The following is a 25266-nucleotide window of genomic DNA, read 5'->3' on the forward strand; positions in this document are numbered from 1 at the left end:
CTTCCGCCAGATTCCCCTTCCGCCAGATTCCCCTTCCGCCGGATTCCCCTTCCGCCGGATTCCCCTTCCGCCGGATTCCCCTTCCGCCGGATTCCCCTTCCGTCAGATACCCCCCTGCGTCGATAACCCCACATGCTGCTTGGCTTGGGATACGTGCGCCGGGCATACGCCTACCCGCCTAACGATTCACCAACGCGGCGACGCCGCTCGACGCAATGTCGTTATCACCCGCTCGCATCGCGGCTCGCGGCTCGCGACTTGAGCCATCCGGAGCGTCACTTTTTCCGGCCACCCGCCGGCGCGTTTGTGCGGATTTTCGCGCAGCCTGCGCGTCGCGACGGGCCGGAACCGCGATGGATCAAGCCAGTGCCGGCGTCGACGCGATTGGCACGCGATTTGCATCACGTTCTCCAAACAATCAAATTTCAATCATCCGGAGACATGCCATGACCTTCACCCGTTCCCCCACTCGCTGACGCGCCGGGCCCAAACGGCCCGGCCTCACGCTGTCGTTTCCCATTCGCTTCCCACGTAGCAGACCCCTGGCCACGTGCGTCATTACGGCTGTCGCCGTGCGGCGTGGACAGATCTTGATGTCAAAACGATCCAGAGGAGATTTCGATGCACACACGACTGACCCGCAAAACTGCTAGCTCGCTGAAAATGACGGCCGCCGCGATTGCCTGCGCGTTCGCCAGTCTGGGGGCGCAAGCCGCACAGGCGCCAGCACAGATCAGTATCGGTACGCTCTACGCGAGCACTGGACCGTTCGCGGTGGCTTCCCAAGGGCAATACGAAGGGCTGACGTTCTGGGCCGACACCGTCAACAAGCAGGGCGGCGTATTCGTCAAGGCATTCGGCAAGAAGATTCCGGTGAAGATCGTCGCGTACGACGACCAGAGTTCCACGTCGACCGCCACTACGCTCTACAACCAGTTGATCACGCAGGACAAGGTCGACATCCTCGTCGCCGACTTCGGGTCGGTGCTCACGTCGGTGGCCGTGCCGCTTGCAGCGGAACACCATATGCTGCTGATCGACCCGACCGGCTCGGGCGCGAACTTCTTCACGCAAAAGACCGATTACCTCGCCGACGTGAGCATTCCGTCGTCAACGGTGTGGCCGGTGCCGCTTGCCAACTTCCTCCTCAAGCAGAAGATCAAGCGCGTGGCGATTGTCTACGGCGCGAACGATTTCGATGCGTCGCAAGCCGAGACGATGAAGGCGGAACTGGCGAAGGGGGGCGTGACGCCGGTGTTCTATCACAGCGTGCCCACGACGGAATCGAACTACAACGTGCTGCTGCACACGGCGAAGGCGGCCAATCCGCAGGCGTTGCTCGAATTCGGCTATGCGCCGAACGACATCGCGTTTCTGCGCGCGCTGTCGCAAAGCGGCCTGCACTTCGACATGACGTTCACGATCTTCCCGGGGCAACTGCTGAAACTGCTCACGAAGAACGCGGGTGTCGACGCGCTCGCGTACACGTATACCTACCCCACGCCGCCACTGGTCAAGTACGACACCGTCACGTACGGCATGAATACCGCACAGTTCTCGCAGGCATTCCAGGCCGCGCAACACAAAGATCCGACCTTCCTCGACTCTGCCGGCTACAACACGGGCATTGTCATGGAGAAGATGCTCGGCGATGCGCCGACGTTTGCGCAAGGCGCCTTCCACCAGGCATTGATGGACATGTCCGGAAAGACGACGACGCTGCTTGGGCCGTTCAAGATCAACGCGAATGGGGCGCAGCTCGGACAACCGTTCCCGGTAGCCCAGATGGTGCCGGACGGCAACAAGGGGCTGAAGTTCGTCGTCGTGTATCCCGAAGCGCATGCGACCGGCAAGCCGGTGTTTCCGGCGCCGACGCACTGATCGCCAGCCGCATCGTCTGATCAGGAACCGGCCGGCGCCGCAGACGGCGCCGGCGACGCTATCCTCGCTTGCGAAGGGACGAACGTGGAACTTCTTGCTTATGCCGTCGTGGGCGGCATTCTGTACGGTATTTTCTTCACGCTGGTCGGCCTGGGGCTCAACCTCGTGTTCGGCGTGATGCGAATCATCAATCTCGCGCACGGGCAGTTCATCGTGCTGGGCAGCTATGCCGCCTGGTTGGTCTCGCATCATTTCGGCCTGAATCCCTTGTGGGCCATTCCCCTGTCGGTGGCCGGGGCAACGCTCATCGGCTGGCCGATGTATCGGGCCGTCGTGCCGCGACTGCAGCGCAGCGACGACCCGGAGATGCTCTCGTTCATCCTGTTCTTCGGCATTGGCCAGATGCTCGAGGCGCTGACGGTACTACTGTTCGGCGCAGACCAGCGCTCGCTGCCCGACGATGCCCTCGGCAGCGGCAGTCTGGGGGTGTTCGGCCAGCAGTTTCCCGATAGCTGGTGGTGGGCGGCCGGCATCAGCGTTGCCGCGCTGGTCTTGCTGTGGCTGTATTTCTCGCGCACCCGCTTCGGCTATGCGACCCGCGCGGTGATGGCCAATCGCGACGAGGCCGTCGCCACCGGTATCGACGTGCGCCGCGTGTCGACGATCGCATTCGTCGCAGGCCTCGCGCTTGCGAGCATCGCTGGCGTGTTCGTGCCCTATCTTCTCGGCTCCGTGTCGCCCGATCTCGGCGACAACCTCACCACGACCGCATTCGCGATCGTGGTCATCGGTTCACTCGGCAATCCGCTCGGCACGATCGCTGGCGGGCTCGTGTTCGGTCTCGGCACGATGCTGATGCAAACGTATTATTCGTCGTGGTCGAACGTGGTGCCGTATGCGCTGCTGTTGATCATCGTGCTCATTCGTCCCTCGGGCTTGCTCGGAAAGGCGGTGCGTCTTGCTTGATTCCACTTTGAATTCAACCGGACTGCCGGCGCCGCGACGCTGGCGCGCCCCGGCCATCCTGCTCGTGGTGGTAGCGGCAATCTTCCTCGTGGCCCCGCGGCTGTACAGCAACCAGTCGCTGCTGTTCACGATCATGACGTTTATCGTGCTGGCGCAGGGGCTGAACCTGCTGTACGGCTTCACCGGCTATTTGCCATTCGGCTATGTGGGGTTTTTCGGCAGCGGTGCCTATGCCACATCGCTGCTCGTCATGCATACGCACTTGCCCGTCCTCGTGTGCGTCGCGGGCGGCGGGCTTGCCGCGGCACTGCTGGGACTCGTGCTTGGGCCGCTGCTGCGGCTCTCGGGGGCGTACTTTTCGATTGCGAATCTGGCCGCGTCGCAAATCATCTACTTCGTCGTGTCGAACCCTAACCTGTCCGACATCACCGGTGGCCCTTACGGACTCAAGATCGAGCAGGTCTACAGTCCGGGCGCGAGCTACGCCTGCATGCTCGGCGTGCTGCTCGTCGCGTGTGCGTTTGCGTCGTACTTCCGACTGTCCGGCTTTGGCATGGCGTTGCGTGCGGTCAAGCAGGATCCGGTGAGCGCGGCGATGGCGGGCGTCAACGTCGTGAAGGCGCGTCTTGTCGCATGGCTGGTGTCGGCGCTGATCGCCGGCCTCGCGGGCGGCACGTATGCGTGGGGCATCTCGGTGTTCTATCCGGACGCGGTATTTACGTTGCAGTTCTCGGTCTTCGCCATCGTGTTCGCGTTGTTCGGCGGTGTGGGCACGGTCATCGGGCCGATCGTCGGCGCGGCAGTGCTCTACATCCTGTATGCGGCGATCGGCATTTCGACGCCGCAGTACTTCCAGTTCATCTATGGCGGTCTCATCGTGCTGCTCGTGCTGTTTCTGCCGGGTGGCCTCCTGTCGCTGCTGCAACGTCGGGGTATCCATGTCTTCTGAATTGCTGCAACTGGCGGGTGTCAACAAGCGCTTTGGCGCGCAGGTCGTGCTCAACGATGTGAATTTTGCTGTGGTGCCTGGCGAGATCGTTGGCCTGGTCGGCCCGAACGGCTCCGGCAAGACGACGACCATCAACGTGATCTCGGGACTGCTGCAGGCGGACGACGGCACGGTCGATTTCCTCGGGCACAAGATTAACCGCTTGCCGATGTACAAACGTGTGCACCTCGGCATCAACCGCACGTTTCAGGTGCCGAAGGTGTTCCGGGACATGACCGTGCGCGAGAACGTCGAAGTCGCGGCGCGCAGCGTGCGTCTGGACCCGCGCGAGATCGAGCCGATTCTTGAAGATATCGGCCTTGCCAGCGTGGCGTCGCGTGTCGCGGGATCGCTGACCGTGAATCAGCAGAAACTCCTCGATCTCGGACGGGCGCTCGCCACACGGCCGAAGCTGCTGCTCGTCGATGAGATTGGCGCGGGGCTCAACCCCGCCGAATTGCACGTGATCGCCGAACTGTTGCAACGACTGTCAGCACGCGGCATTGCGATGATCGTGGTCGAGCACTTGCTCGACTTTCTCAACCGCATCACCGAACGGGTGATCGTGCTCGGCGCCGGGCGCATGCTGTTCGAGGGGCCGCTCGCGTCAGCCTCGCGCGACCCTGAGGTGATCGCTGCATTCATTGGAGCGGCATGATGACGGCATCCCTGGTAATTGAAGGCGTGGAGGCCGGCTATGGCGACATGCAGGTGCTTTGGGGCGTCGATATGCAGGTCGAGCCGGGACAAACCGTGCTGTTGCTCGGCGCGAACAGCGCAGGCAAGACGACACTGTTGCGCACGTTGATCGGGCTGTTGCCATGCGGGGGGGGGCGCATCACGCTCGACGGAGAGCGCATTGACACGCTGCGGCCTGACCAGCGGATTCGGCGCGGCATCGCGTTCATGTCGGAGCTTGGCGTGTTTCCGACGCTGTCGATCGACGAGAACATCGCGCTCGGCGGCTATTTCATGTCTGACGCGAAAATTCGCCAGCGCAAGGAGGTATTGTTCGCGCTTTTCCCTGCGCTGGCGGCGAAGCGGCGCGCCGCCGCGGCGAGTCTGTCGGGCGGCCAGCGCAAGATGCTCGGCATCGCGAAGGTGCTCATCGCCGAGCCGCGCCTACTGCTGATGGACGAGCCGTCCTCGGGCCTTGCGCCGGTGTTCGTCAAGCATGTGATCGATGCGCTGCGCACGGCGATTGGCGACGGCACGTCCCTGTTGATCGCCGAGCAGAATATTGCGTTTCTCGATCTCGCCGATCGCGGCTATCTGCTCGATCACGGCAAGGTGCGCGTATCGGGCTCGCGCGCAGAGCTGGAAGCGAGCGATGCGGTGCGCGAGACCTATTTCGGGTTGTAAGGCGCGTCCCGGTAGCCGCAGCGTGCCACGCCGTTAGAATGAGGGCTTCGAAGGAGACGGTGCGATGGGGCGGTGGGCAATGGTCGTTCGGAAGCCCTCGGGGCGTGGGGTTGCGGGGTGCCGGTCGTGAAGTTCTTACGTGCAACGTCGCGTCGCACGCGCGTACTGCTCGCGCTGGTGTTTGCGTTCGCCTTGCTGATGGTGGTGGGGGCGTGGGCGGCCTATCGTTACGCGGAGCAGGTGGAGATCGACACGCTGCGCGAAACCGCCGCACACCGCCTCGATGGTTACGAGAATGCGCTCACGAGCGAGGTTCGGCACTACAGCTATCTGCCGTCGCTCGCGAGCTTGAATGCCGACGTGCTTGCGATGCTGCGCCATCCGGCCGATCGCGACCTGGTCGCGCGGGTCAATGCCTATCTGCAGACCGTCAACGCTGATGCCGGCTCCAGTGCGTTCTACGTGATGGACAAGCAGGGCAACACGCTCGCGGCGAGCAACTGGAACCTGCCGATGACGTTCGTCGGGTCGAACTTCTCGTTCCGCCCTTACTTTATCGGCGCCATGCGTGACGGCCACGGCCGATTCTACGGTCTGGGCACCGTGAGCAAGCAGGCCGGCTATTTTCTGGCTGAACGGATTGACGACGACGCGCACCGTGTGCTCGGCGTCGTGACGCTCAAGGTCAATCTCGATCGCATCGAGTCCGTCTGGCGGCAGGGCGCCGAGCCCGTGTTCGCCATCGATTCGCATGGCGTGATCATGCTGTCGTCGGTGCCGGGGCTCAAATACCGGACGCTGCGCCCGCTGTCGGCGGATGCACACGCCGAGATCCTTCGCACGCACCAGTACGATGCGCCAGGAGCGCTGATGCCAGCAGGTTTCACGATCAATCACACGCTTGCGCCGAATGTGTGGATCGAGTCGGTGGCGCGCGACAATCCGCTCGCCGCCAGCCTGCCGACACCACACCCGTTCCCCACCGAGTTTCTGGTCGTTTCCCGGCCCGTGTCGGGCACCGACTGGCATATCGTCGTGTTGTCGAATCTCGCGCCCGCGAGAGCGGTGGCGCGCTCGTTGGCCCAGTCGGCCGCGCTGGGCCTTGCGTTCGTCGCCGTGCTGGCGTTGACCGTGTGGCAGCGGCGGCGCATCGTTGCGCAACGACTTGCGCTGCGCGAGGTGCTGCAGCAATTGAACGAGGATCTCGAGCGCAAGGTGGCGCGCCGTACGGCCGCGTTGAGCCGCGCTAACCGCAATCTGGAGCATGAGGTGGCGATGCACAGAGAAACCGAAGCCCAGCTCAAGGCCGCATTCGAGGAACTGGTGCAGGCGGGGAAGATGGCCGCCCTCGGGCAGATGGCCGCAGGCGTCACACACGAGCTGAATCAGCCGCTTGCGGCGTTGCGTACGCTGTCTGACAACGCGCTGACCTTCCTTGAACGAGGCCGGACGAGTCACGCCGAGGCCAACCTGCGGATGATCGGCGAGTTGATCGAGCGCATGGGCCGGATCACGTCGCAATTGAAGCGCTTCGCCCGCAAGGCGCCGACACAACTGCAGCCGGTCGTTGCGGCGGAGGCGATCAACAACGCGTTGTTTCTGGTCGGGCAGCGCCTGCGCAAGGAACGGGTCGAACTCACCTTCGACCCCCAATTGGCGAGTGTGCGCGTGCTCGCCGACGCGAATCGGCTCGAGCAGGTGCTCGTGAACCTGTTTGCGAATGCGCTCGACGCCATGGCCGACGCGACGGTGCGCCGACTCGAAGTGAAGGTTGATGCCGAGGGCGACACGACCGTGATTCGCGTGCGCGACACCGGCACGGGCCTTTCCGAGTCGGTCCGCGCGCGGCTCTTCGAGCCGTTCTTCACGACGAAGGAGCAGGGCACGGGGTTGGGGCTGGGCCTGGCGATCTCTGACGGCATCGTGCGCGAGTTCAGCGGTTCGCTGAGGGCCGCCGACCGATCCGAGGGCGGTGCCGAGTTCAGTATTTATCTACGGACCTATAGGGAGGGCAACCCGTGATCCCAGACAGCTTGCGCGTGCTGCTCGTCGAGGACGACGCAGCCGTGAGGCTCGGTACCGTCCAGGCACTGCAGCTCGCCGACATCGAGGTCGACGCGTTTGGAAGCGCCGAGGAGGCGCTCGAACACATCGACGGTGATTTCCCGGGCATCGTCGTCAGCGATGTGCGCCTGCCCGGTATGGACGGGCTGACATTGCTCGAGCGCGTGAGGGTGATGAGCGCGTCCATGCCGGTTATTCTCGTGACCGGTCACGGCGACATCGCGATGGCAGTGCAGGCCATGCGCCTCGGCGCTTACGATTTCGTTGAAAAGCCGTTTGCATCGGAGCGGATCGTCGAACTGGTGCGACGTGCGCTCGAACAACGGCGGCTGACACTTGAACTGACGGCCGTGCGCAGGCAGCTCGAGAGCCGCGACGGCATCGATGCGCGGATTCTCGGGCATTCGCGACCCATGGAGCGTTTGCGCAAGCTGATCCTCGAACTCGCCAATACCGATGCGAACGTGTTGGTGTTCGGCGAGACGGGCACCGGCAAGGAACTCGTGGCGCGCTGTCTGCACGACTTCGGTCCGCGACGCGACAAACCCTTTGCCGCGCTGAACTGCGCGGGCCTGCCCGAATCGCTGTTCGAGAGCGAAGTGTTCGGCCATGAGGCGGGCTCGTTCACGGGGGCGCTGAAACGTCGCATCGGCAAGCTCGAATATGCGCAGGACGGCACGCTCTTTCTCGACGAGATCGAGACGATGCAGATGGCGCTTCAGGTCAAGTTCCTGCGGGTGCTTCAGGAGCGCCAGTTCGAGCGGATTGGCTCGAACGAACTGCTGCCGATGCGTTGCCGGATCATCGCCGCGACGAAGTCGGACCTGCTCGACCTCTCACGCCAGCAGCGGTTTCGCGACGATCTCTACTATCGGCTCGGGGTGATCGTGCTCGAGATCCCCTCGCTGCGGGAGCGTCGCGAAGACATTCCCCTGCTGTTTGAGCACTTTGTGCTTCGGGCGGCGGCGGCGTACGGTCGTCCGGTGCCGGAGATCGGCACGGAGCGTCTGAATCGGCTGATGGCGCGCCCATGGCCCGGTAACGTGCGCGAACTGTGCAACGTGGCCGAGCGCTATACGCTCGGACTTGGGACCGGCGATCCGGACGACGACCCACAGGGCACGCCGCTCACGCTGGAAGCGCAGATGAACCTGTTCGAGCGGCGTTTCATCGAGGAGGCGTTGCGGGCGTGCGCCGGACGGGCGTCGCTGGCCTGCGAGAAGCTGGGCGTACCCCGAAAGACCTTGTACGACAAGATGCGGCGCCTCGGCATCGCATCCGACGATTTCAAGTGAAAACGCAACGGCCGGCGCTAGGATCCATGGACCGGCCGCTTACCGCCGCTTACCGCCGCTTACCGCCGTTTGCCTCCGTTTGCCGCGGTTTACCGCCGTTGCGGCCGTTGCCGCGCAGCAGCATGGATGGCCGGCGCTCAGCCACCCGCGAGGCGCGACGGCTATACTGGTCACGTGAGCGTTGCGCGAAGTCGCACCCGCTCAGCACACCGACGCGCGCGAACTACCCGTTGCCGCCACACCCCGATCCCGCCTGGGCGTAGGACGACGCGCAGCAGCGTGTTCGGATGTCCGCCCCTGATGATGTGCCTGACGCCGCGTCACCGACTGTGATGCGCCTGCTCGCGAGCGCCATTCATCGCGGCGGGTGGCGCGGTGTGTTGACGTGCCGCGCGGGTGGCATCCCCCATTCGGACGGGCTAAGGGATAATCGCGGCTTCGCATGGCCGTCCACCTGCCGGACGTTGCCGATAGCACCTGCTTTCAAATGGTAATCATGACTATTTGTGCGCAAGATTTCATTTTTGATGGTTTGAACATACAGAGACGAAGGGATGCCTGATTTCACGATGGTGGACGACTCGATTCCGGTCATTACGGTGGATGGCCCGACGGCATCCGGCAAAGGGACGGTGGCACACCGTGTGGCCGATGCGCTGGGCTATCACTATCTCGACAGCGGCGCGCTATACAGGCTCACCGCACTGGCGAGTGCCCGCCATGGGATCGATCCCGACGATGTCGGGGCGTTGACCGTGCTCGCCGAGACGCTCGATGTGCGCTTCAGGGATGAGCGCATCTGGCTGGCAGGAGAGGACGTCACTGACGCAATCCGGGCCGAGGCGATCGGCAATCAGGCCTCGCGCATTGCCGTGCACAAGGCGGTTCGCCAGGCCCTCGTGGCGCTTCAGCGGGCGTTCAAGACCGCGCCGGGCCTGGTTGCTGACGGTCGCGACATGGGGACGGTGATCTTTCCGGAGGCCGATTTGAAGGTGTTTTTGACGGCCACGCCGCAGGCCCGTGCCGAGAGGCGATATAAGCAATTGATAGAAAAAGGATTTTCTGCTAACATAGACAGTCTGATGCTGGATCTTGAAGCGCGCGATGCACGGGATCGTACCCGTGCCGAAGCACCGCTACGGCCGGCAGAGGGTGCGCGGGTACTCGACACATCGGGGCTCAACGTCGATCAGGCGGTGGCTCAGGTGCTCGAATGGTTCGCGCAAGTGCAGTATCCGCAAGGCGCCTGACCGGGTGTTTCATGCAGTCACCCGTCGTGGCTTTGTCAACCTTTAACCCAACCGTTGTGCGTGATCGTCAAGCCCCCCTTCGGGAGACGGACGTCAGCGGCGTAATCCACATTTATGTCCGACCTGCAAACCTCGACTAACGAATCATTCGCGGCGCTCTTCGAAGAGTCGCTCTCCCGTCAAGACATGCGTGCTGGTGAAGTCATCAGCGCGGAAGTCGTTCGGGTCGACCACAACTTCGTGGTCGTCAACGCCGGGCTCAAGTCCGAAGCGTACATCCCCATCGAAGAATTCCTGAATGATCAGGGCGAGGTCGAAGTTCAGGCCGGCGACTTTGTTTCCGTGGCGATCGACGCCCTGGAAAACGGCTACGGCGACACCGTGCTGTCGCGCGACAAGGCCAAGCGTCTGGCCTCGTGGCTGCAACTGGAAAAGGCCCTCGAATCGGGCGAACTCGTCACCGGCACGATCACCGGCAAGGTCAAGGGCGGCCTGACCGTGATGGTCAATGGCATCCGCGCATTCCTGCCGGGTTCGCTGGTGGACACGCGTCCGGTCAAGGACACGACCCCGTACGAAGGCAAGACCCTCGAATTCCGCGTGATCAAGCTCGATCGCAAGCGCAACAACGTTGTGCTGTCGCGTCGTGCCGTGATCGAAGCCACCCAGGGTGAAGAGCGCGCCAAGCTGCTCGAGACGCTCAAGGAAGGCGCGATCGTCAAGGGCGTGGTCAAGAACATCACCGACTACGGCGCATTCGTCGACCTCGGCGGTATCGACGGCCTGCTGCACATCACCGACATCGCCTGGCGTCGTGTGCGTCACCCGAGCGAAGTGCTGTCGGTTGGCCAGGAAGTCACCGCCAAGATCCTCAAGTTCGACCAAGAGAAGGGCCGTGTCTCGCTGGGCGTCAAGCAACTCGGCGAAGATCCGTGGGAAGGCATCGCTCGCCGTTACCCGCAAGGCACCCGCCTGTTCGGCAAGGTCACCAACATCACCGACTACGGCGCATTCGTCGAAGTGGAATCGGGCATCGAAGGCCTGGTTCACGTGTCGGAAATGGACTGGACCAACAAGAACGTTGCCCCGACCAAGGTTGTCCAGCTGGGCGACGAAGTCGAAGTCATGGTGCTCGAGATCGACGAAGATCGTCGTCGTATCAGCCTCGGCATGAAGCAGTGCAAGCCGAACCCGTGGGATGACTTCTCGCGCAACTTCAAGAAGGGCGACAAGATCAAGGGCGGCATCAAGTCGATCACCGACTTTGGCGTGTTCATTGGTCTGCCGGGCGGTATCGACGGCCTGGTTCACCTGTCGGACCTGTCGTGGAGCGAAACCGGCGAAGACGCCGTGCGCAAGTACAAGAAGGGCGATGAAGTCGAAGCCGTGGTTCTGGGTATCGACGTCGAGAAGGAACGCATCTCGCTGGGTATCAAGCAGCTCGAAGGCGATCCGTTCAACACGTTCGTGGCCATCCACGACAAGGGCTCGATCGTTGACGGTACCATCAAGGCCGTCGACCCGAAGGGTGCCGTCGTGTCGCTGGGTGAAGACGTCGAAGGCTACCTGCGCGCTTCGGAAATCTCGCACGACCGTGTGGAAGATGCCCGTAACGTGCTCAAGGAAGGTGAAGCCGTCAATGCGATGATCGTCAACATCGATCGCAAGTCGCGCAACATCAACCTGTCGATCAAGGCCAAGGATTCGGCGGAACAGCAAGAGGCGATCAGCAAGATGTCGTCGGATAGCTCGGCAGCGAGCGGCACCACGAACCTCGGTGCCCTGCTCAAGGCCAAGCTGGACAGCCAGAATCAGTAAGGTCCAAGGCCTATGACCAAGTCTGAATTGGTCAACCAGTTGGCGGCGCGGTTTCCCCAGTTGGTGCTCAAGGATGCCGATTTCGCGGTGAAGACCATTCTCGATGCGATGGCAGACGCGCTTGCGCGGGGTCATCGAATCGAGATCCGCGGTTTCGGTAGCTTTGGGCTCAACCGTCGGCCACCGCGCGTCGGCCGCAATCCGAAGTCGGGTGAGAAAGTGATGGTGCCGGAGAAATTCGTGCCGCACTTCAAGCCCGGCAAGGAGTTGCGAGAGCGGGTTGATCACAAGGCGTCGGACCAATAAGGCCCTTTGGGATCTACTACGCAAGAAAAGCGCCTTCGGGCGCTTTTTTTGCATCTGGCGAGCCTGAGTGTGCCATTCGGCGCGAATGTGAAGCCTGCGGTGCGCATCACGCCTGATAGAACACATCCGGTACAATACGGCCACGTGCCGGCCCAGCGCGTGGTGACGGCGTCGACGCCGACTGCCCTGGGGGCCGCTCAAGTCGCAAAACATACGGCAATCCTGCCGCGGGAGCCTTTCGGCATGAAGCTGATTGTTTGGATCGTTCGTCTTATCGTGTTTGTGGTGTTGCTGTGTCTCGCGCTCGCCAACACGGGCGAAGTCACGTTGAACCTGTTTCTGGGACATACGTGGACGGCACCGCTCATCATGATCGGCCTGGCGTTCTTCGTGGTGGGTGGCGTCATCGGCGTGCTCGCCACGCTGCCAAGCCTGATGCGTCAGCGTCTGGAGTTGCGCCGTACGCGGCGCGATCTGGCCCGTGCGCAACGTGACCCCGAGGCAGGCGATCAGCCACCGATGCTGCCGCCGGTCTAAGTCCGGCGACCCAGCGCGCGACACTCGCCATCCTCATCGACTGTTTCAACGACAACACGCATTCATGGAATTCGAGGTCTGGTGGCTATTGGCCATCCCCGTGATATTCGGCTGCGGCTGGGTAGCCGCACGCCTGGATCTGCGCAGCCTGCTCTCCGAGAGTCGCAATCTGCCGGCGTCCTATTTTCGCGGTCTGAACTTCCTGCTCAACGAGCAGCCGGACAAGGCGATCGACGCCTTCATCGAGGTCGCCAAGCTCGACCCCGAGACCACCGAGCTGCACTTCGCGCTGGGCAGTCTGTTTCGCCGTCGTGGCGAGACGGAGCGCGCCATTCGCGTGCATCAGAACCTGCTCTCACGCCACGACCTGCCGCAAGCCGATCATGAGCGCGCGCTCTACGAACTCGGCCACGATTTTCTCAAGGCCGGTCTGCTGGATCGTGCCGAAGACGCGTTCGGCCGACTGCACACGGGCGCTTACGCCAAGGCGGCGCAGCATGCGAAGCTCACGATCTACCAGATCGAGAAGGAATGGCACAAGGCGCTGACCGAGGCTGAGGCGCTGAGTGACCTCGACCCCGCGGTGTCGTACCGCAAGGAGATCGCGCAGTTCCACTGCGAGTTGGCGCAGGAAGCGCTGCAACGCAAGGACGCCGACGCCGTGACGCAAGCGCTGGACGCCGCGCTCGCCGTGAATCCCGCCAATGTGCGTGCACCGCTGCTGCGCGGCGACATGTTGCTTGCGGCCGGCGACGCCGAAGGCGCGTTGCGCGTACTTCGCACCATCGAGCAGCAGAATCCGGTGTATCTCGGTCTGGCGGCCAAGCGTCTGATGCGAGCGTATGAGGCATTGGGCCGGGCACCGGAAGGCCTTGCCGTGCTGCGTGACGCGCTGCGCAAGAATCCGTCGGACGACCTGCTTGAGATCGTCTACGAGAAGACGACCGCCCTCGAAGGCCCGGACGCGGCACTCAAGCTCATGCGCGAACAGATGCAACGCGCGCCGAGCGCGCCCGGCATGGTGCGTCTGCTCGAAGCGAATGCCGCCACCGCGCACGGCGACACGCAGACGGATCTGCAACTCATGGGCAAGCTCATCACGCAGCGTACCAAGTCGTTGCCTCGGTACGTCTGCGACCAGTGCGGCTTCCGCGCGCGATTGTTCTATTGGCAATGCCCCGGCTGTAACGGCTGGGAGACCTATACGCCGCGACGTGTCGACGTGCCGGCGGCCTCCTAATTTCTCTTAGTTCGCGCAATCATGAAAGTCACCATCATCGGTTCCGGATACGTTGGCCTTGTCACCGGGGCTTGTCTGGCGGACGTCGGCAACGACGTGTTCTGCCTCGACGTCGATCCGCGCAAGATCGACATCCTGAACAACGGCGGCGTGCCGATTCACGAACCCGGCCTGCAGGAAGTCATTGCGCGCAACCGCGCCGCCGGCCGTCTGCAATTCTCGACGGATGTCGAGGCCTCGGTCGCGCACGGCGACGTCCAGTTCATCGCGGTGGGTACGCCCCCCGACGAAGACGGCTCGGCCGACCTTCAGTATGTCGTGGCCGCGGCACGCAACATCGGCCGCTATGCCAAGAGCTTCAAGGTGATCGTCGACAAATCGACGGTGCCGGTCGGCACAGCCGACAAGGTGCGTGCGGCCGTGGCCGACGAGCTTGCCAAGCGCGGCCAAAACACGGCGTTCTCCGTCGTCTCGAACCCCGAATTTCTGAAGGAAGGGGCGGCCGTGGACGATTTCATGCGTCCGGACCGCATTGTGATCGGCGTGGACGACGACACCTACGGCCAGCAGGCGCGTGCCATGATGAAGGGCCTGTATTCGCCGTTCAACCGCAATCACGAGCGCACCCTTTACATGGACGTGCGTTCGGCGGAATTCACCAAATACGCGGCCAACGCGATGCTCGCCACGCGCATCTCGTTCATGAACGAGATGGCCAATCTGGCCGATCGCGTCGGCGTGGATATCGAAGACGTGCGCAGGGGCATCGGTTCGGACCCGCGTATCGGTTACCACTTCCTGTATTCCGGCTGCGGCTACGGCGGTTCGTGCTTCCCGAAGGACGTGCAGGCGCTCGTGCGTACCGCCGAGGACTATGGCTTGCCGTTGCGGATTCTCAACGCGGTGGAAGCCGTCAATGAAACGCAGAAGACGGTGTTGATCGAGAAGATCGTGAGCCGCCTCGGTGACGATCTGTCCGACAAGACGTTCGCCCTGTGGGGGCTGGCGTTCAAGCCGAACACGGATGACATGCGCGAGGCCCCGAGCCGCCGTGTCATCACCGAACTGGTGCGTCGTGGCGCGCGCGTGCGCGCTTACGATCCGGTGGCGCTGGACGAGGCGCGCCGCGTGGTGGCCCTCGACTTCGCGGAGGATGCCCAGGCGCACGCCCGCATCGAGTTCTGTGCGACGCAGAACGACACGCTGACAGGGGCCGACGCGCTCGTCATCGTCACGGAGTGGAAGGCGTTCCGCAGCCCGGACTTTGCGCGCGTGAAGGCGGCGCTCTCGCTGCCGCTGATTTTCGACGGCCGGAATCTGTACGAACCGGACGCCATGCAGGCGCTGGGCATCGAGTACCACGGCATCGGCCGCGGGCTGCACGAGCCGGCCTGAGTCACGAGGAGCGACGAATGACTTTGACGGCAACTTCGCTCACGCGCACGGTGCAGGCACCCGGCGTGCCCACCGTGCCCCGCGCGGCATTCAGCCGTGCGCGCGTGCTGATCGTCGGCGACGTGATGCTCGATCGCTACTGGTTCGGCGACGTCAATCGCATTTCGCCGGAAGCGCCGGTGCCCGTGGTGCACGTCAAGCGCAACGAAGAGCGGCTGGGCGGTGCGGCGAACGTGGCGCTGGGCGCCGCGTCGCTGGGCGCGCAGGCGGGCCTGCTTTGCGTGCTCGGGGAAGACGAACCGGGCGAGCGGGTGGTCGACCTGCTCGACGAGAGCGGTGTGACGGCGTTCGTGACGCGCGACGCCGATCTGGCAACGACGATCAAGCTGCGCATCGTGTCGCGCCAGCAGCAATTGCTGCGTATCGATTTCGAGAATCAACCGGCGCGGGAAGTGCTGCTGGCGGTGCTCGATCAGTATCGTCAACTGCTCGACAGCTACGACGTCGTGCTGCTCTCGGATTACGCCAAGGGCGGTCTGACCCACGTGCAGCCGATGATCGAAGCGGCGCGCGCCGCAGGCAAATTGGTGCTCGTCGATCCGAAGGGCAGCGACTACGAGCGCTATCGCGGCGCCACGATCCTGACGCCGAACCGCTCGGAGTTGCAGCAGGTCGTGGGCGAATGGCGCTCGGAAGACGATCTGACGGCCCGCGCGCAGAACCTGCGCGAGTCGCTGAGTCTCGAGGCGTTGCTGCTCACGCGCTCGGAAGAAGGCATGACGCTCTTCACTGCGGGCGGCGCGCTGCACGTGCCGGCGCAGGCACGCGAAGTGTATGATGTTTCAGGCGCGGGCGACACCGTGATCGCAACGCTCGCCGCCTCGCTTTCCGCCGGTCTGCCGCTCGCGCAGGCCGTCGTGCTCGCCAACCGTGCGGGCAGCATCGTCGTCGGCAAGCTGGGCACGGCGACCGTGGACTACACCGAACTCTTTTCCGAACTGACATGACCATCATCGTGACCGGTGCCGCAGGCTTCATCGGCGCCAACCTCGTCAAGGCCCTCAACGAGCGCGGCGAGACCGACATCGTGGCGGTCGACAATCTTACGCGCGCCGACAAGTTCCGAAACCTGGTCGATTGCGAGATCAGCGATTACCTCGACAAGACCGACTTCGTCGCGCGCTTCCAGCGCCGCGAATTTGGTCGTGTGCGCGCGATTTTCCACGAAGGCGCCTGCTCCGACACCATGGAGACTGACGGCCGCTACATGATGGAGAACAACTTCCGCTATACGCGCGCGTTGTTCGAGGCGTGCCAGGCGCAGACCGTGCCGTTCCTCTACGCGTCGTCCGCGGCGACGTACGGTGCGTCGGAAACCTTCGTGGAGACGCGTGAATTCGAGAAGCCGCTGAACGTTTATGGTTACTCGAAGTTTCTGTTCGACCAGATCGTGCGCCGGGCGATGCGCGAGGCCGGCGGCAAGCTCCCGAGTCAGGTGGCCGGTTTTCGCTACTTCAACGTCTATGGCCCGCGTGAGGCGCACAAAGGTCGCATGGCCTCGGTGGCGTTCCACAACTTCAACGAATTCCGTGCCAATGGGCGTGTGAAGCTTTTCGGCGAATACAACGGCTACGCTGCGGGTACGCAAAGCCGGGACTTTGTGTCCGTGGAAGACGTGGTGAAGGTGAACCTGCACTTTTTCGATCATCCAGAGCGAAGCGGCATCTTCAACCTGGGCACGGGTCGTGCGCAGCCGTTCAACGATATCGCCGTGGCCGTGATCAACACGCTTCGCGCCGAAGCGGGTGAGCCGGCGCTGTCGCTCGACGAACTGGTCAAGCAGGGACTCGTCGAGTACATCCCCTTCCCGGACGCGCTGCGCGGCAAGTATCAATGCTTTACGCAGGCGAACATCGATCATCTCCGCCAATCGGGCGCTTATCAGCAGCCTTTCTACACGGTGGGCGAGGGCGTCTCGCGCTATGTGCGGTGGTTGCTCGCACAGTAAGGGCGATGGCCTGAGACGGGCAGAGATCGACAAGGACTGGCGAAGACGGGTCGCGCCAGACCGACGGGGAGCCAGATGGCTCCCCGTTTTGTTGGGGGCCGAGCGCGGGCAATGTCATCCGTAGTCGTTCTTGGGCGTTAAGGAATCATCGGGGGTGTCGAGGAGATCCACGATATCCTCGATATCGGCCCGAGTGACTTCATAAGGAACACATCATGCTTCGCAAGCTCTTGCTGGCGGTTGTTGCCTTTTTCACCCTGTGCGGCCTGGCCATGGCCGCCGTCGACATCAATACCGCCGACCAGGCGCAGCTCGAGTCGCTCAAGGGCATCGGGCCGGTCAAATCCAAAGCCATCATCGACGAGCGTAACGCCCACGGCCCCTACAAGGATGCCGCGGATGTGGCCAAACGCGTCAAGGGGCTGGGCACCAAGTCCGTCTCGACGCTGCAATCCGAAGGCATGACGATCAACGGGCAGGGCGGGGCCGCGGCACCGGCACCTGCGCCCGCGCCAGCGGCAAAATCACCGCCCGCCACCGCGCCGGCCGCGCAGACCCCGGTGTCACCGGCCAAGCCGATGCCGCCTGCCGCGCAAGCGCCTGCGGTACCGGCGCCGGCTGCACCCGCAACACCGGCCAAGTCCGCCAAACCCGTGACGCCTGCGGCACCCGTGCCGTCGACGGCTGCGCAAAAGGCCCCCGCCCCGGCACCTGCCGCTGGCTCGATGATGAAGCCCGCGGCGGCCGGTGCTGCCGCCATGTCGCCCAAGTCCGTACCACCGGCCCCGGCGGCGGCGTCCGCAGGCGCCTCGGACGCGAAGGCCACCGGGTCAAACAAGGCTGGCAAGGCGAGCAAGTCGAAGCATGGCAAGGCGGCAAAGGCCGACGCGGCAACGTCTGCAGCATCCGCCTCGACGGCGGCCCCCAACGCGGCCCCCACGGCGGCGCCGGCAAAGCCGTCCAAATCCAAGAAGGCCAAGACACCGGCAGCGGCCAGCGCACCGAAGGGCTGACATCGGAAGGGGGCTGGGCATTGACTATCGCAATGCCCGGCCGAAACCCCTGCGTGAGCGCGGTCATGGCCGGTGGATTAGAATGTTTCGATTCCCGACCGAAAAAGCTTAGCGCAATGGCCTACAAGACTATCGAAGACACCATCGGCAATACACCGCTGGTACAACTGATGCGTTTGCCCGACGACGACATCCGGCGGCGCAACAACGTGATTCTCGGCAAGCTCGAGGGCAACAACCCGGCGGGATCGGTGAAAGATCGTCCGGCGCTGTCGATGATCAAGCATGCGGAATTGCGGGGCCGCATCAAGCCCGGCGATACGCTCATTGAAGCCACCTCGGGCAATACCGGCATCGCCCTGGCGATGGCCGCGGCCATTCGCGGCTACAAGATGATCCTGCTCATGCCGGAAGACCTCTCCGTCGAGCGCCGTCAGAGCATGGGCGCCTATGGGGCCGAGATCATCCTCACGCCGGTCAAGGGGGGCATGGAATACGCGCGCGACCTCGCCGAGCAGATGCAGCGCGATGGCCGCGGCATCATCCTCGACCAGTTCGCCAACCCCGACAACCCGCTCGCGCACTACGAGAGCACTGGCCCCGAGATCTGGCGCGACACCGAAGGCCGCATCACGCACTTTGTGTCCGCGATGGGCACGACGGGCACGATCATGGGCGTGTCCCAGTACCTGAAAGAGCAGAACGAAGCCGTTCAGATTATCGGTGCCGAGCCGGCCGAAGGTTCGCGCATCCCGGGCATTCGGAAATGGCCGGAAGCCTATCTGCCAAAAATTTTCGACCGTGCGCGCGTGGATCGCACGATCTCCGTGACACAGGCGGAAGCGGAAGTCATGGCGCGCCGTCTTGCGGCGGAAGAGGGTATTTTCTGCGGCATCTCGGCCGCCGGCGCCTGCCAGATCGCGTTGAATCTGGCGCGTGAAGTCGAGAACGCGACCATCGTGTTCGTCGTGTGCGATCGCGGCGACCGTTATTTGTCGACCGGGGTGTTCCCGGCGTGACGCGCCGCGGTGCCCGGCACCGCGCCCGTGACGGCACGCCCCATGAACAACGGGACCCATTGGGTCCCGTTGTTCATGGTGAGCGCTGCGCCGTCACCCGCCTCACGGCGCGCGTGCGGCCTTGATCGCGTCGGCCAGGTCGTACACCGCCATCGCGTAGAAGAAGCTGCGGTTGTAGCGTGTGAGCACGTAGAAGTTGGTCAGACCCATGCGGTACTCGGTCGCCTGTCCCGGCGTGGGCAGATCGACGATGAGCACCGGCGTGTCGAGCGATGCCCCCACGTCGAGCCGCGGCTCGTTCATCAGCATCCCGGCCTTGATGAAGTCGCCGAGCTTCCAATGTGGCTCCGGTTGCCCGTCGGCGCCAGCTTCGGCCAGCCCCTGACTGCCGCGATCCCCGGCGATGTTCCAGACGATCGGTTGTTTCGCCTGCCAGCCGTGCAGCTTGAGGAAGTTGGCAACGCTGCCGATGGCATCATCCACATTGTTCGTCAGATTGATCTTGCCGTCGCCGGTGAAATCGACCGCATAGTTGCGGATCGAGGACGGCATGAACTGCGCAATACCGATGGCGCCCGCGTACGAACCATAGAGGGAGAACGGATCGATGCCGCGCTCGCGTGCGTAGAGCAACAGGTTTTCCAGCTCATTGCGAAACAGCGCCATGCGCTCCGATCGGTTGCGGGCAGGCGGATAGTCGAACGCCAGCGTGGTGAGCGCGTCGATGGTGCGGAAGTTGCCCATATGGCGCCCGTAGATCGTCTCGACACCGATGATGGCGACGATGATCTCCTCGGGAACCCCATATTGCTTTGCTGCGCGCGCGAGTGCGGCTGCGTTCTGGTTCCAGAAACGCACGCCGCCGTTGATGCGCGTGTTGTCGAGAAAATTTCGCTCGTACCGTGTCCAGTTCTTCTGGGTGGGCGTGGTGGGCGGCGCGGCCAGACGCGCAGCCGTCTGCGAGAACAGCACGCGCGAGAAGACCCGCTGCAGTTCCGTGCGATCGAACCCGTCGCGTGCCGCGATGTCGTTGATGAACGCATCGACGTCGGGGTTCGCCGCGTAGCGTTGCGGCACAACCTCTTCCTCGAACTCTGCCTGCGCGACCTTTTTGGCGCGGGCCTGTGCGTGCGCGCCGGCGCAGGTCAGCGCGAACGTGCCGACGCACAGCACAACGCCGAGCGCATGGGCGAGCCGCGACAGTCGTGAGCGGGGAGGGGGGGCGGCACGTTTGCGCAGGGCAGCCGCGCAAAGGCGGTCAGTGTCCGGTCGATGGGTCGGGCGCGTGTGCGCCGTCGGGAGCGAATCGTACATCCGTACCGGTGATGTCATGCTGTCTGTCAGGCCTGTATGAAGTCCGTAGGCAACGCCGCCCCGTGGGCCGCCGTCGCGTTAGTCACGTTGAGGCTCGCGTCAGTGCGCGCCGGTGGTGCCCGATGCGCGCCGCTGTCGAGAGCGTCAACCATTCATGCCGGTTCCTGCCGTCCCGAATTTTGGGGGAACGGCGCTTGCCGGCTGACACGGGTCTGCTGGGAGACTGCTTGGCAGTATAACCGAGTGCACCTGTGATACCTTAAGGCCTGAGCACTGTCCCTGACAGGACTCATGGGGGATGCCGGCCATCGGCATGCGTGTGCCAGTGCCGTACGGCACCGCAGCCGCGCACTCCGTCCGGCCGCTACCGGGCGCGAGGCGCACGGCACGGCGGGCATCCCCCGCCCGTCCCACGATAACGATTTGACGCGATAGGCGACACAACGAATGGCTACCGGGTTTTATACGCACCCCGATTGCATCCGTCACGAAATGGGCGAGTGGCATCCGGAATGTCCTGAACGGCTGCGCGCCATCGAGGACCAATTGATTGCCGGACGCATCGACGGCCTGCTCGAGCGCCGTGAAGCCCCGGCCGCCGACGAGGCCAGCCTGCGACTCGTGCACACGCAGGATCACATCGACTTCATTCGCGACAACATCCCCGAGTCGGGCTATTTCCCGATCGATCCCGACACGCTGCTCAATCCGTATTCGTGGCGCGCGGCCACGCGTGCGGCCGGGGCGGCGATCGCCGCGACCGATGCCGTGCTTCGCGGCGAACTCGACAACGCCTTTTGCAGCGTGCGCCCGCCGGGCCATCACGCCACGCCCACGCGCGCCATGGGCTTTTGTCTGTTCAACAACGTGGCGATTGCCGCCGCGCACGCGCTCGAAGTGCATGGCCTCTCGCGGGTGGCGATCGTCGACTTCGACGTGCATCATGGCAACGGCACGGAAGCGGCCTTCGGTAACGATGAACGCGTGCTGATGTGCGGCATTTTCCAGCATCCGTTCTACCCGTTCTCCGGTGCGGTCGATCCGGCGCCGAACATGCTCAACATTCCGCTCGCCGCGCGTACCTCGGGCATGCAGGTCCGTGAGGCGATCGACTACGGCTGGCTGGGTCAACTCGATGCCTTCCGTCCTGAAATGATCTTCTTCTCGGCGGGCTTCGATGCACACCGCGAAGACGATCTCGGCAATCTCGGCCTGACCGAGGCGGACTTCGCCTGGATCACCGAGCGCGTCAAAGCGGTGGCGGATCGTCACGCGAAGGGGCGCATCGTGAGCTGCCTGGAAGGCGGCTACAACCTCTCGGCGCTTGGCCGCAGTGTCGTGGCGCATCTGAAGGTGCTCGCCGACGTTTGAAATTCCACGCTTGAGAACGGTGCGATGCCGCGCGAATCGACGCGGCACAGGAGACGACCATGACGGCATCCGATGCGACGACCTCAACGCCTGAGCCGCTGGTCCTCGTCACGCGAGGCGAGGGCGCACAGGCCGGTGTGGTCACACTGACACTGAATCGCCCGCGGCATTTCAACGCGCTCTCGAGCGCGATGCTCGACGCGCTGCAATGCGCGCTCGACGACATCGCCCGCGATGCCGACGCGCGTGTGGTCGTGCTGGGCGCCGCCGGCCCGGCGTTCTGTGCCGGGCACGATCTCAAGGAAATGCGCGCCGATCCGTCGCTCGACGGTTACCGCGCGCTGTTCAATCAATGCACGCGTGTGATGATGACGATGCAGCGTATGCCGCAGCCGGTCATTGCTCGCGTGCATGGCCTTGCGACGGCGGCGGGATGTCAGTTGGTCGCGATGTGCGATCTGGCGGTGGCGACGTCGGCGGCGCGCTTCGCGGTCTCCGGCATCAACGTCGGCCTCTTCTGCGCGACGCCGGGCGTGGCACTCTCGCGCAACCTCTCACGCAAGCAGGCGATGGAGATGCTGCTCACGGGCGATTTCATCGACGCGCAGACGGCCCGCGAGCGCGGTCTCGTCAATCGTGTAGTGCCGATGGAGCGCCTCGACGCGGAAGTGGCGGCGCTATGCGGCTCGATCCTGGCAAAGCCCGCAGCGGCGGTGGCGGCGGGCAAGGGGTTGTTCTACCGGCAGGTCGAGACCGGCATCGAGGCCGCGTACCAGATGGCGGGGCAGACGATGGCCTGCAACATGATGGACGACTGTGCGCTCGAGGGTGTGCAAGCGTTCCTCGAGAAGCGCGTCCCTGACTGGGCGAAGCGGTTCGACTGACGGGGGCGGCACAACGACGCCTCCGATGCGCCCGAAGCGTCCAGCCTCCCCGATGGGTTACGATGAGTTACGGACGTCGAACGCCCACTTCAGACCTTCTGGCGTCTCTCACGCCTCACCACTGCTTTTCCAGCACGAGCGGCCCGGGCATTGCCGTGCGGCTCACGGCGTACCCCTTGTCGGTGAACCAGGCGCGCAGCTCCTTGATCATGTCCGGATTGCCGCAAACCATGATGCGCGACGTGGCCGGGTCGAGCGTCGCGCCCATCGCCTTCTCCAGTTCGCCTGACGCCAACAGCGACGTCAAACGTCCGTGCAGCGCGCCGGGCGTTTGCTCGCGTGTCACGCTTATGGCGAAATGCAGTTTCTCGACCAGCGACGGATCGACGTCGGGATGCGAGAAGTGCTTCAGCTCGTCGTAATAAGCGAGGTCGTGCTCCCATCGCACGCTGTGCACGACAAAGAGACGTTTGAATCGATGCCATACCGCCGGGTCGCGCAGGATCGACATGAAGGGCGCGAGGCCGGTGCCGGTGGCGAGCAGCCAGAGATCCTCCCCGCCGGTGAAACGGTCGAGCGTCAGGAAGCCGTAGGCGGTGTGATCGACGAACAGCGTGTCACCGACCTTGAGCTGCGCCAGACGCGGCGTGAGCTTCCCTTCGGGAATCGTGATTGCGTAGAACTCCAATGTATCCTCGGCGGGGGAACTCACCAACGAAAAAGGTCGCCAGATCATCTCGGCCCCTTCGCTGTCCCCCTCGGGAAGCCCAATTCGCACAAACTGTCCCGCCGCAAATTGCAGGCCGGGCGGTCGCGTGGTCTTGATGCTGAAGATCGTCGGCGTCCAGAAATGCATTCCGGTGACCGTTTGCGGTGAGTATTTCGTCTGCGCTTGCATGCCTGAGGCTCCTCGCAGTTCCACATGTCTTCAGTGTAGCGCGCAGTGACAGCTAGCGTGGCGAGACCCTGCTCGCATGCAGGGTTCAGGGCGTTTGGCTGATTGGGGGCGAGCACATGGACGCTCAGACCCTCAGACCCTCAGACCCTCAGACCCTCACACGCTCAGAGGCTGCCGTGCGTGCCGAATTCCGGTTGCACCCGTGGTGCCGAAGGCGTTTCGGGCAGGTGTTGCAGCAGCCACTGCGTCAGCTCGTCGATGACCTTTTCGCGATCGAGGTCGTTGAGCGTTTCGTGAAAGTGCCCGGGATAGAGCCGCAGCGTCTTGTCCTGCGAGCCGGCGTTGCCGTGAAACTGCTCGCTTGCCCACGGGGCGGTGAGTCGGTCGGCTGTGCCATGGAAGATGTAGAGCGGCAGATGCAGGGCGTCGGCATTGGCGTGAATGCGCGCCATCGCGTCGAGCAGCTCGGCGGCGGTGCGTGCCGGTGTGCCGCGATAGGCGTTGAGCGGATCCTGCTTCGCGGCAGCCACTACGGCCTTGTCGCGCGCGATCATGGCCGGATCGATCTTGAAGACGGGCACCTTCGGCAGCCATCGCGACACCCAGCGCCCGGCTTTTATCATCCACGGGGCAACGGGCTCGCCCGGCGCGAGTGCCGGGCTGCTCAGCATCAGCGCGCGCACGCTCGCCGGCGCCCGGGTGATGGTGTACAACGCCGCAATGGCGCCCCCCATGCTGTGGCCGAGCAGGAACAGCGGCGTGGGGCCGAACTGGGTGCGCACGTGCGTGAGGACGATTTCGGTATCGTCGAGGTACTCGTCGAAATGCTTCACAAAGACGCGTGCGCCGCCCGAGCGGCCGTGCCCGCGAAGGTCGTAGGCGACGGTGGCCAGGCCGTGCGTCGCGAAGTGTTCGGCCAGTCGCGCGTAACGCCCGCCGTGCTCGCCCATCCCGTGGACGATGGCCACCACCGCGCGTGATCGTTCCCTGCCGGTATCGGGCAACCAGCAATGGACGTGCAGGGAAAGACCGTCGCTGGCTTGCAGGCGCGATTCGGAATACGTCGTCATGTCTCCTCCTGGCGCGTTGGCCGGATGGCCGCCGCGCATGCGATGGCGCAGCGAATGTGGGGTGCGCCATTCGATCATAGGCGCTCACGCGGTGGGGCGATTTCTCTAGAGGAAATGCACCACACGGAGACTGGCTGCCCGTCGCGATTTACATAAAAATAGCACGATCGTTCGTGGTCGGGCGTTTGCGGGAAGACGCGTACCGGAGAGGTTTCGGCGCAGTAACCCAGAGAATCATGCGTTGGCGACGAATCAGCGGGACACGACGCAGTGGCGCCGCAAAATGCGTCAAATTGGCAAAAATAACGTCACTCGCTGTGTGGTTATAATGACAGCGGATTGACGTTTACGTAACTTTGGAGCGAGTTCATGAAGATCCTGGTACCGGTCAAACGGGTAGTGGATTACAACGTAAAAGTTCGGGTGAAGAGCGACGGCAGTGGCGTCGACATCGCGAACGTGAAGATGTCGATGAATCCGTTCGACGAAATCGCGGTGGAAGAGGCGGTGCGCCTGAAGGAAGCGGGCGTGGCGACAGAAGTGATCGCGGTGTCGGCGGGCGTGGCGCAATCGCAGGAGACGCTGCG

22 protein-coding genes and 1 pseudogene are annotated in these 25266 nt (G+C 63.8%); 20 read left to right on the plus strand and 3 right to left on the minus strand.

The annotated features are described in order from the left end of the window. Window positions 1-621: 621 nt before the first annotated feature. The 17 genes and pseudogenes from PEP31012_RS13725 (at window position 622) to cysM (ending at window position 19142) form a co-directional block, all read left to right on the plus strand. On the plus strand, window positions 622-1881 hold the full coding sequence (locus tag PEP31012_RS13725) for an amino acid ABC transporter substrate-binding protein (protein WP_150589879.1): 1260 nt from the start codon (window positions 622-624) through the stop codon (window positions 1879-1881). Window positions 1882-1965: 84 nt separating this feature from the next. Further along, entirely contained in the window at window positions 1966-2847 is an 882-nt protein-coding gene (locus tag PEP31012_RS13730) for a branched-chain amino acid ABC transporter permease (protein WP_150589880.1), read from the plus strand. Then, on the plus strand, window positions 2840-3796 hold the full coding sequence (locus tag PEP31012_RS13735; RefSeq protein WP_217427132.1) for a branched-chain amino acid ABC transporter permease: 957 nt from the start codon (window positions 2840-2842) through the stop codon (window positions 3794-3796). The genes PEP31012_RS13730 and PEP31012_RS13735 overlap by 8 nt, the downstream gene beginning before the upstream one ends. Beyond that, entirely contained in the window at window positions 3786-4493 is a 708-nt protein-coding gene (locus PEP31012_RS13740) for an ABC transporter ATP-binding protein (RefSeq protein ID WP_150589881.1), read from the plus strand. The genes PEP31012_RS13735 and PEP31012_RS13740 overlap by 11 nt, the downstream gene beginning before the upstream one ends. Further along, entirely contained in the window at window positions 4490-5197 is a 708-nt protein-coding gene (locus tag PEP31012_RS13745; RefSeq protein ID WP_246171285.1) for an ABC transporter ATP-binding protein, read from the plus strand. The genes PEP31012_RS13740 and PEP31012_RS13745 overlap by 4 nt, the downstream gene beginning before the upstream one ends. Before the next feature lie 126 nt (window positions 5198-5323). Continuing rightward, window positions 5324-7219 (plus strand): sensor histidine kinase, encoded by a 1896-nt coding sequence (locus PEP31012_RS13750; RefSeq protein ID WP_150589882.1) that lies wholly within the window; start codon window positions 5324-5326, stop codon window positions 7217-7219. Next, on the plus strand, window positions 7219-8556 hold the full coding sequence (locus tag PEP31012_RS13755; RefSeq protein WP_217427136.1) for a sigma-54-dependent transcriptional regulator: 1338 nt from the start codon (window positions 7219-7221) through the stop codon (window positions 8554-8556). The genes PEP31012_RS13750 and PEP31012_RS13755 overlap by 1 nt, the downstream gene beginning before the upstream one ends. Window positions 8557-9125: 569 nt before the next feature. After that, complete coding sequence (gene cmk / locus PEP31012_RS13760; RefSeq protein ID WP_217427133.1) at window positions 9126-9806, plus strand: (d)CMP kinase; 681 nt, start codon at window positions 9126-9128, stop codon at window positions 9804-9806. A 114-nt stretch (window positions 9807-9920) separates the two neighbouring features. Further along, entirely contained in the window at window positions 9921-11624 is a 1704-nt protein-coding gene (rpsA, locus tag PEP31012_RS13765) for a 30S ribosomal protein S1 (protein ID WP_150589885.1), read from the plus strand. 12 nt (window positions 11625-11636) lie between these two features. Then, window positions 11637-11930: an integration host factor subunit beta gene (locus PEP31012_RS13770; RefSeq protein ID WP_017232087.1), complete on the plus strand. Its 294-nt coding sequence runs from the start codon at window positions 11637-11639 to the stop codon at window positions 11928-11930. Between the two features lie 243 nt (window positions 11931-12173). After that, on the plus strand, window positions 12174-12467 hold the full coding sequence (locus tag PEP31012_RS13775) for a LapA family protein (protein ID WP_017232086.1): 294 nt from the start codon (window positions 12174-12176) through the stop codon (window positions 12465-12467). A 64-nt stretch (window positions 12468-12531) separates the two neighbouring features. Then, entirely contained in the window at window positions 12532-13707 is a 1176-nt protein-coding gene (lapB, locus tag PEP31012_RS13780; protein ID WP_150589886.1) for a lipopolysaccharide assembly protein LapB, read from the plus strand. A gap of 21 nt (window positions 13708-13728) precedes the next feature. Further along, window positions 13729-15102 carry a UDP-glucose dehydrogenase family protein gene (locus PEP31012_RS13785; protein WP_150589887.1) on the plus strand — a complete coding sequence of 458 codons (1374 nt, stop codon included), beginning with the start codon at window positions 13729-13731 and terminating at the stop codon, window positions 15100-15102. Between the two features lie 17 nt (window positions 15103-15119). Continuing rightward, complete coding sequence (gene rfaE1 / locus PEP31012_RS13790) at window positions 15120-16109, plus strand: D-glycero-beta-D-manno-heptose-7-phosphate kinase (RefSeq protein ID WP_150589888.1); 990 nt, start codon at window positions 15120-15122, stop codon at window positions 16107-16109. Beyond that, entirely contained in the window at window positions 16106-17110 is a 1005-nt protein-coding gene (gene rfaD / locus PEP31012_RS13795) for an ADP-glyceromanno-heptose 6-epimerase (RefSeq protein WP_150589889.1), read from the plus strand. The genes rfaE1 and rfaD overlap by 4 nt, the downstream gene beginning before the upstream one ends. A 215-nt stretch (window positions 17111-17325) precedes the next feature. Further along, a pseudogene (locus PEP31012_RS13800) lies at window positions 17326-18015 on the plus strand (ComEA family DNA-binding protein); the annotation flags it as partial. Window positions 18016-18239: 224 nt separating this feature from the next. After that, window positions 18240-19142, plus strand: coding sequence for a cysteine synthase CysM (cysM, locus tag PEP31012_RS13805; protein WP_150589891.1), 903 nt, complete (start codon window positions 18240-18242; stop codon window positions 19140-19142). 102 nt (window positions 19143-19244) lie between these two features. Here the strand turns inward: cysM and mltB are convergent, their stop codons facing one another. Next, entirely contained in the window at window positions 19245-20474 is a 1230-nt protein-coding gene (gene mltB, locus PEP31012_RS13810) for a lytic murein transglycosylase B (RefSeq protein ID WP_246171286.1), read from the minus strand. Window positions 20475-20903: 429 nt separating this feature from the next. On the opposite strand from mltB, the gene PEP31012_RS13815 reads away from it, so the two are divergent. Both PEP31012_RS13815 and PEP31012_RS13820 read left to right on the plus strand, forming a co-directional pair. Continuing rightward, window positions 20904-21827: a histone deacetylase family protein gene (locus PEP31012_RS13815; protein WP_150589892.1), complete on the plus strand. Its 924-nt coding sequence runs from the start codon at window positions 20904-20906 to the stop codon at window positions 21825-21827. A gap of 59 nt (window positions 21828-21886) precedes the next feature. Further along, window positions 21887-22711 (plus strand): enoyl-CoA hydratase, encoded by an 825-nt coding sequence (locus PEP31012_RS13820; RefSeq protein ID WP_150589893.1) that lies wholly within the window; start codon window positions 21887-21889, stop codon window positions 22709-22711. Between the two features lie 115 nt (window positions 22712-22826). Here the strand turns inward: PEP31012_RS13820 and PEP31012_RS13825 are convergent, their stop codons facing one another. Both PEP31012_RS13825 and PEP31012_RS13830 read right to left on the minus strand, forming a co-directional pair. Next, complete coding sequence (locus PEP31012_RS13825; protein WP_150589894.1) at window positions 22827-23609, minus strand: ferredoxin--NADP reductase; 783 nt, start codon at window positions 23607-23609, stop codon at window positions 22827-22829. A gap of 164 nt (window positions 23610-23773) precedes the next feature. Then, window positions 23774-24679 (minus strand): alpha/beta hydrolase, encoded by a 906-nt coding sequence (locus PEP31012_RS13830; protein WP_174978237.1) that lies wholly within the window; start codon window positions 24677-24679, stop codon window positions 23774-23776. A gap of 369 nt (window positions 24680-25048) precedes the next feature. Here PEP31012_RS13830 and PEP31012_RS13835 point away from each other — a divergent pair. After that, window positions 25049-25266 (plus strand): electron transfer flavoprotein subunit beta/FixA family protein (locus tag PEP31012_RS13835; RefSeq protein ID WP_425494961.1); only part of this gene is annotated, 218 nt, incomplete at its 3' end.

This window comes from Pandoraea eparura, from assembly GCF_902459725.1.
In the GTDB taxonomy this organism is placed as follows: domain Bacteria; phylum Pseudomonadota; class Gammaproteobacteria; order Burkholderiales; family Burkholderiaceae; genus Pandoraea; species Pandoraea eparura.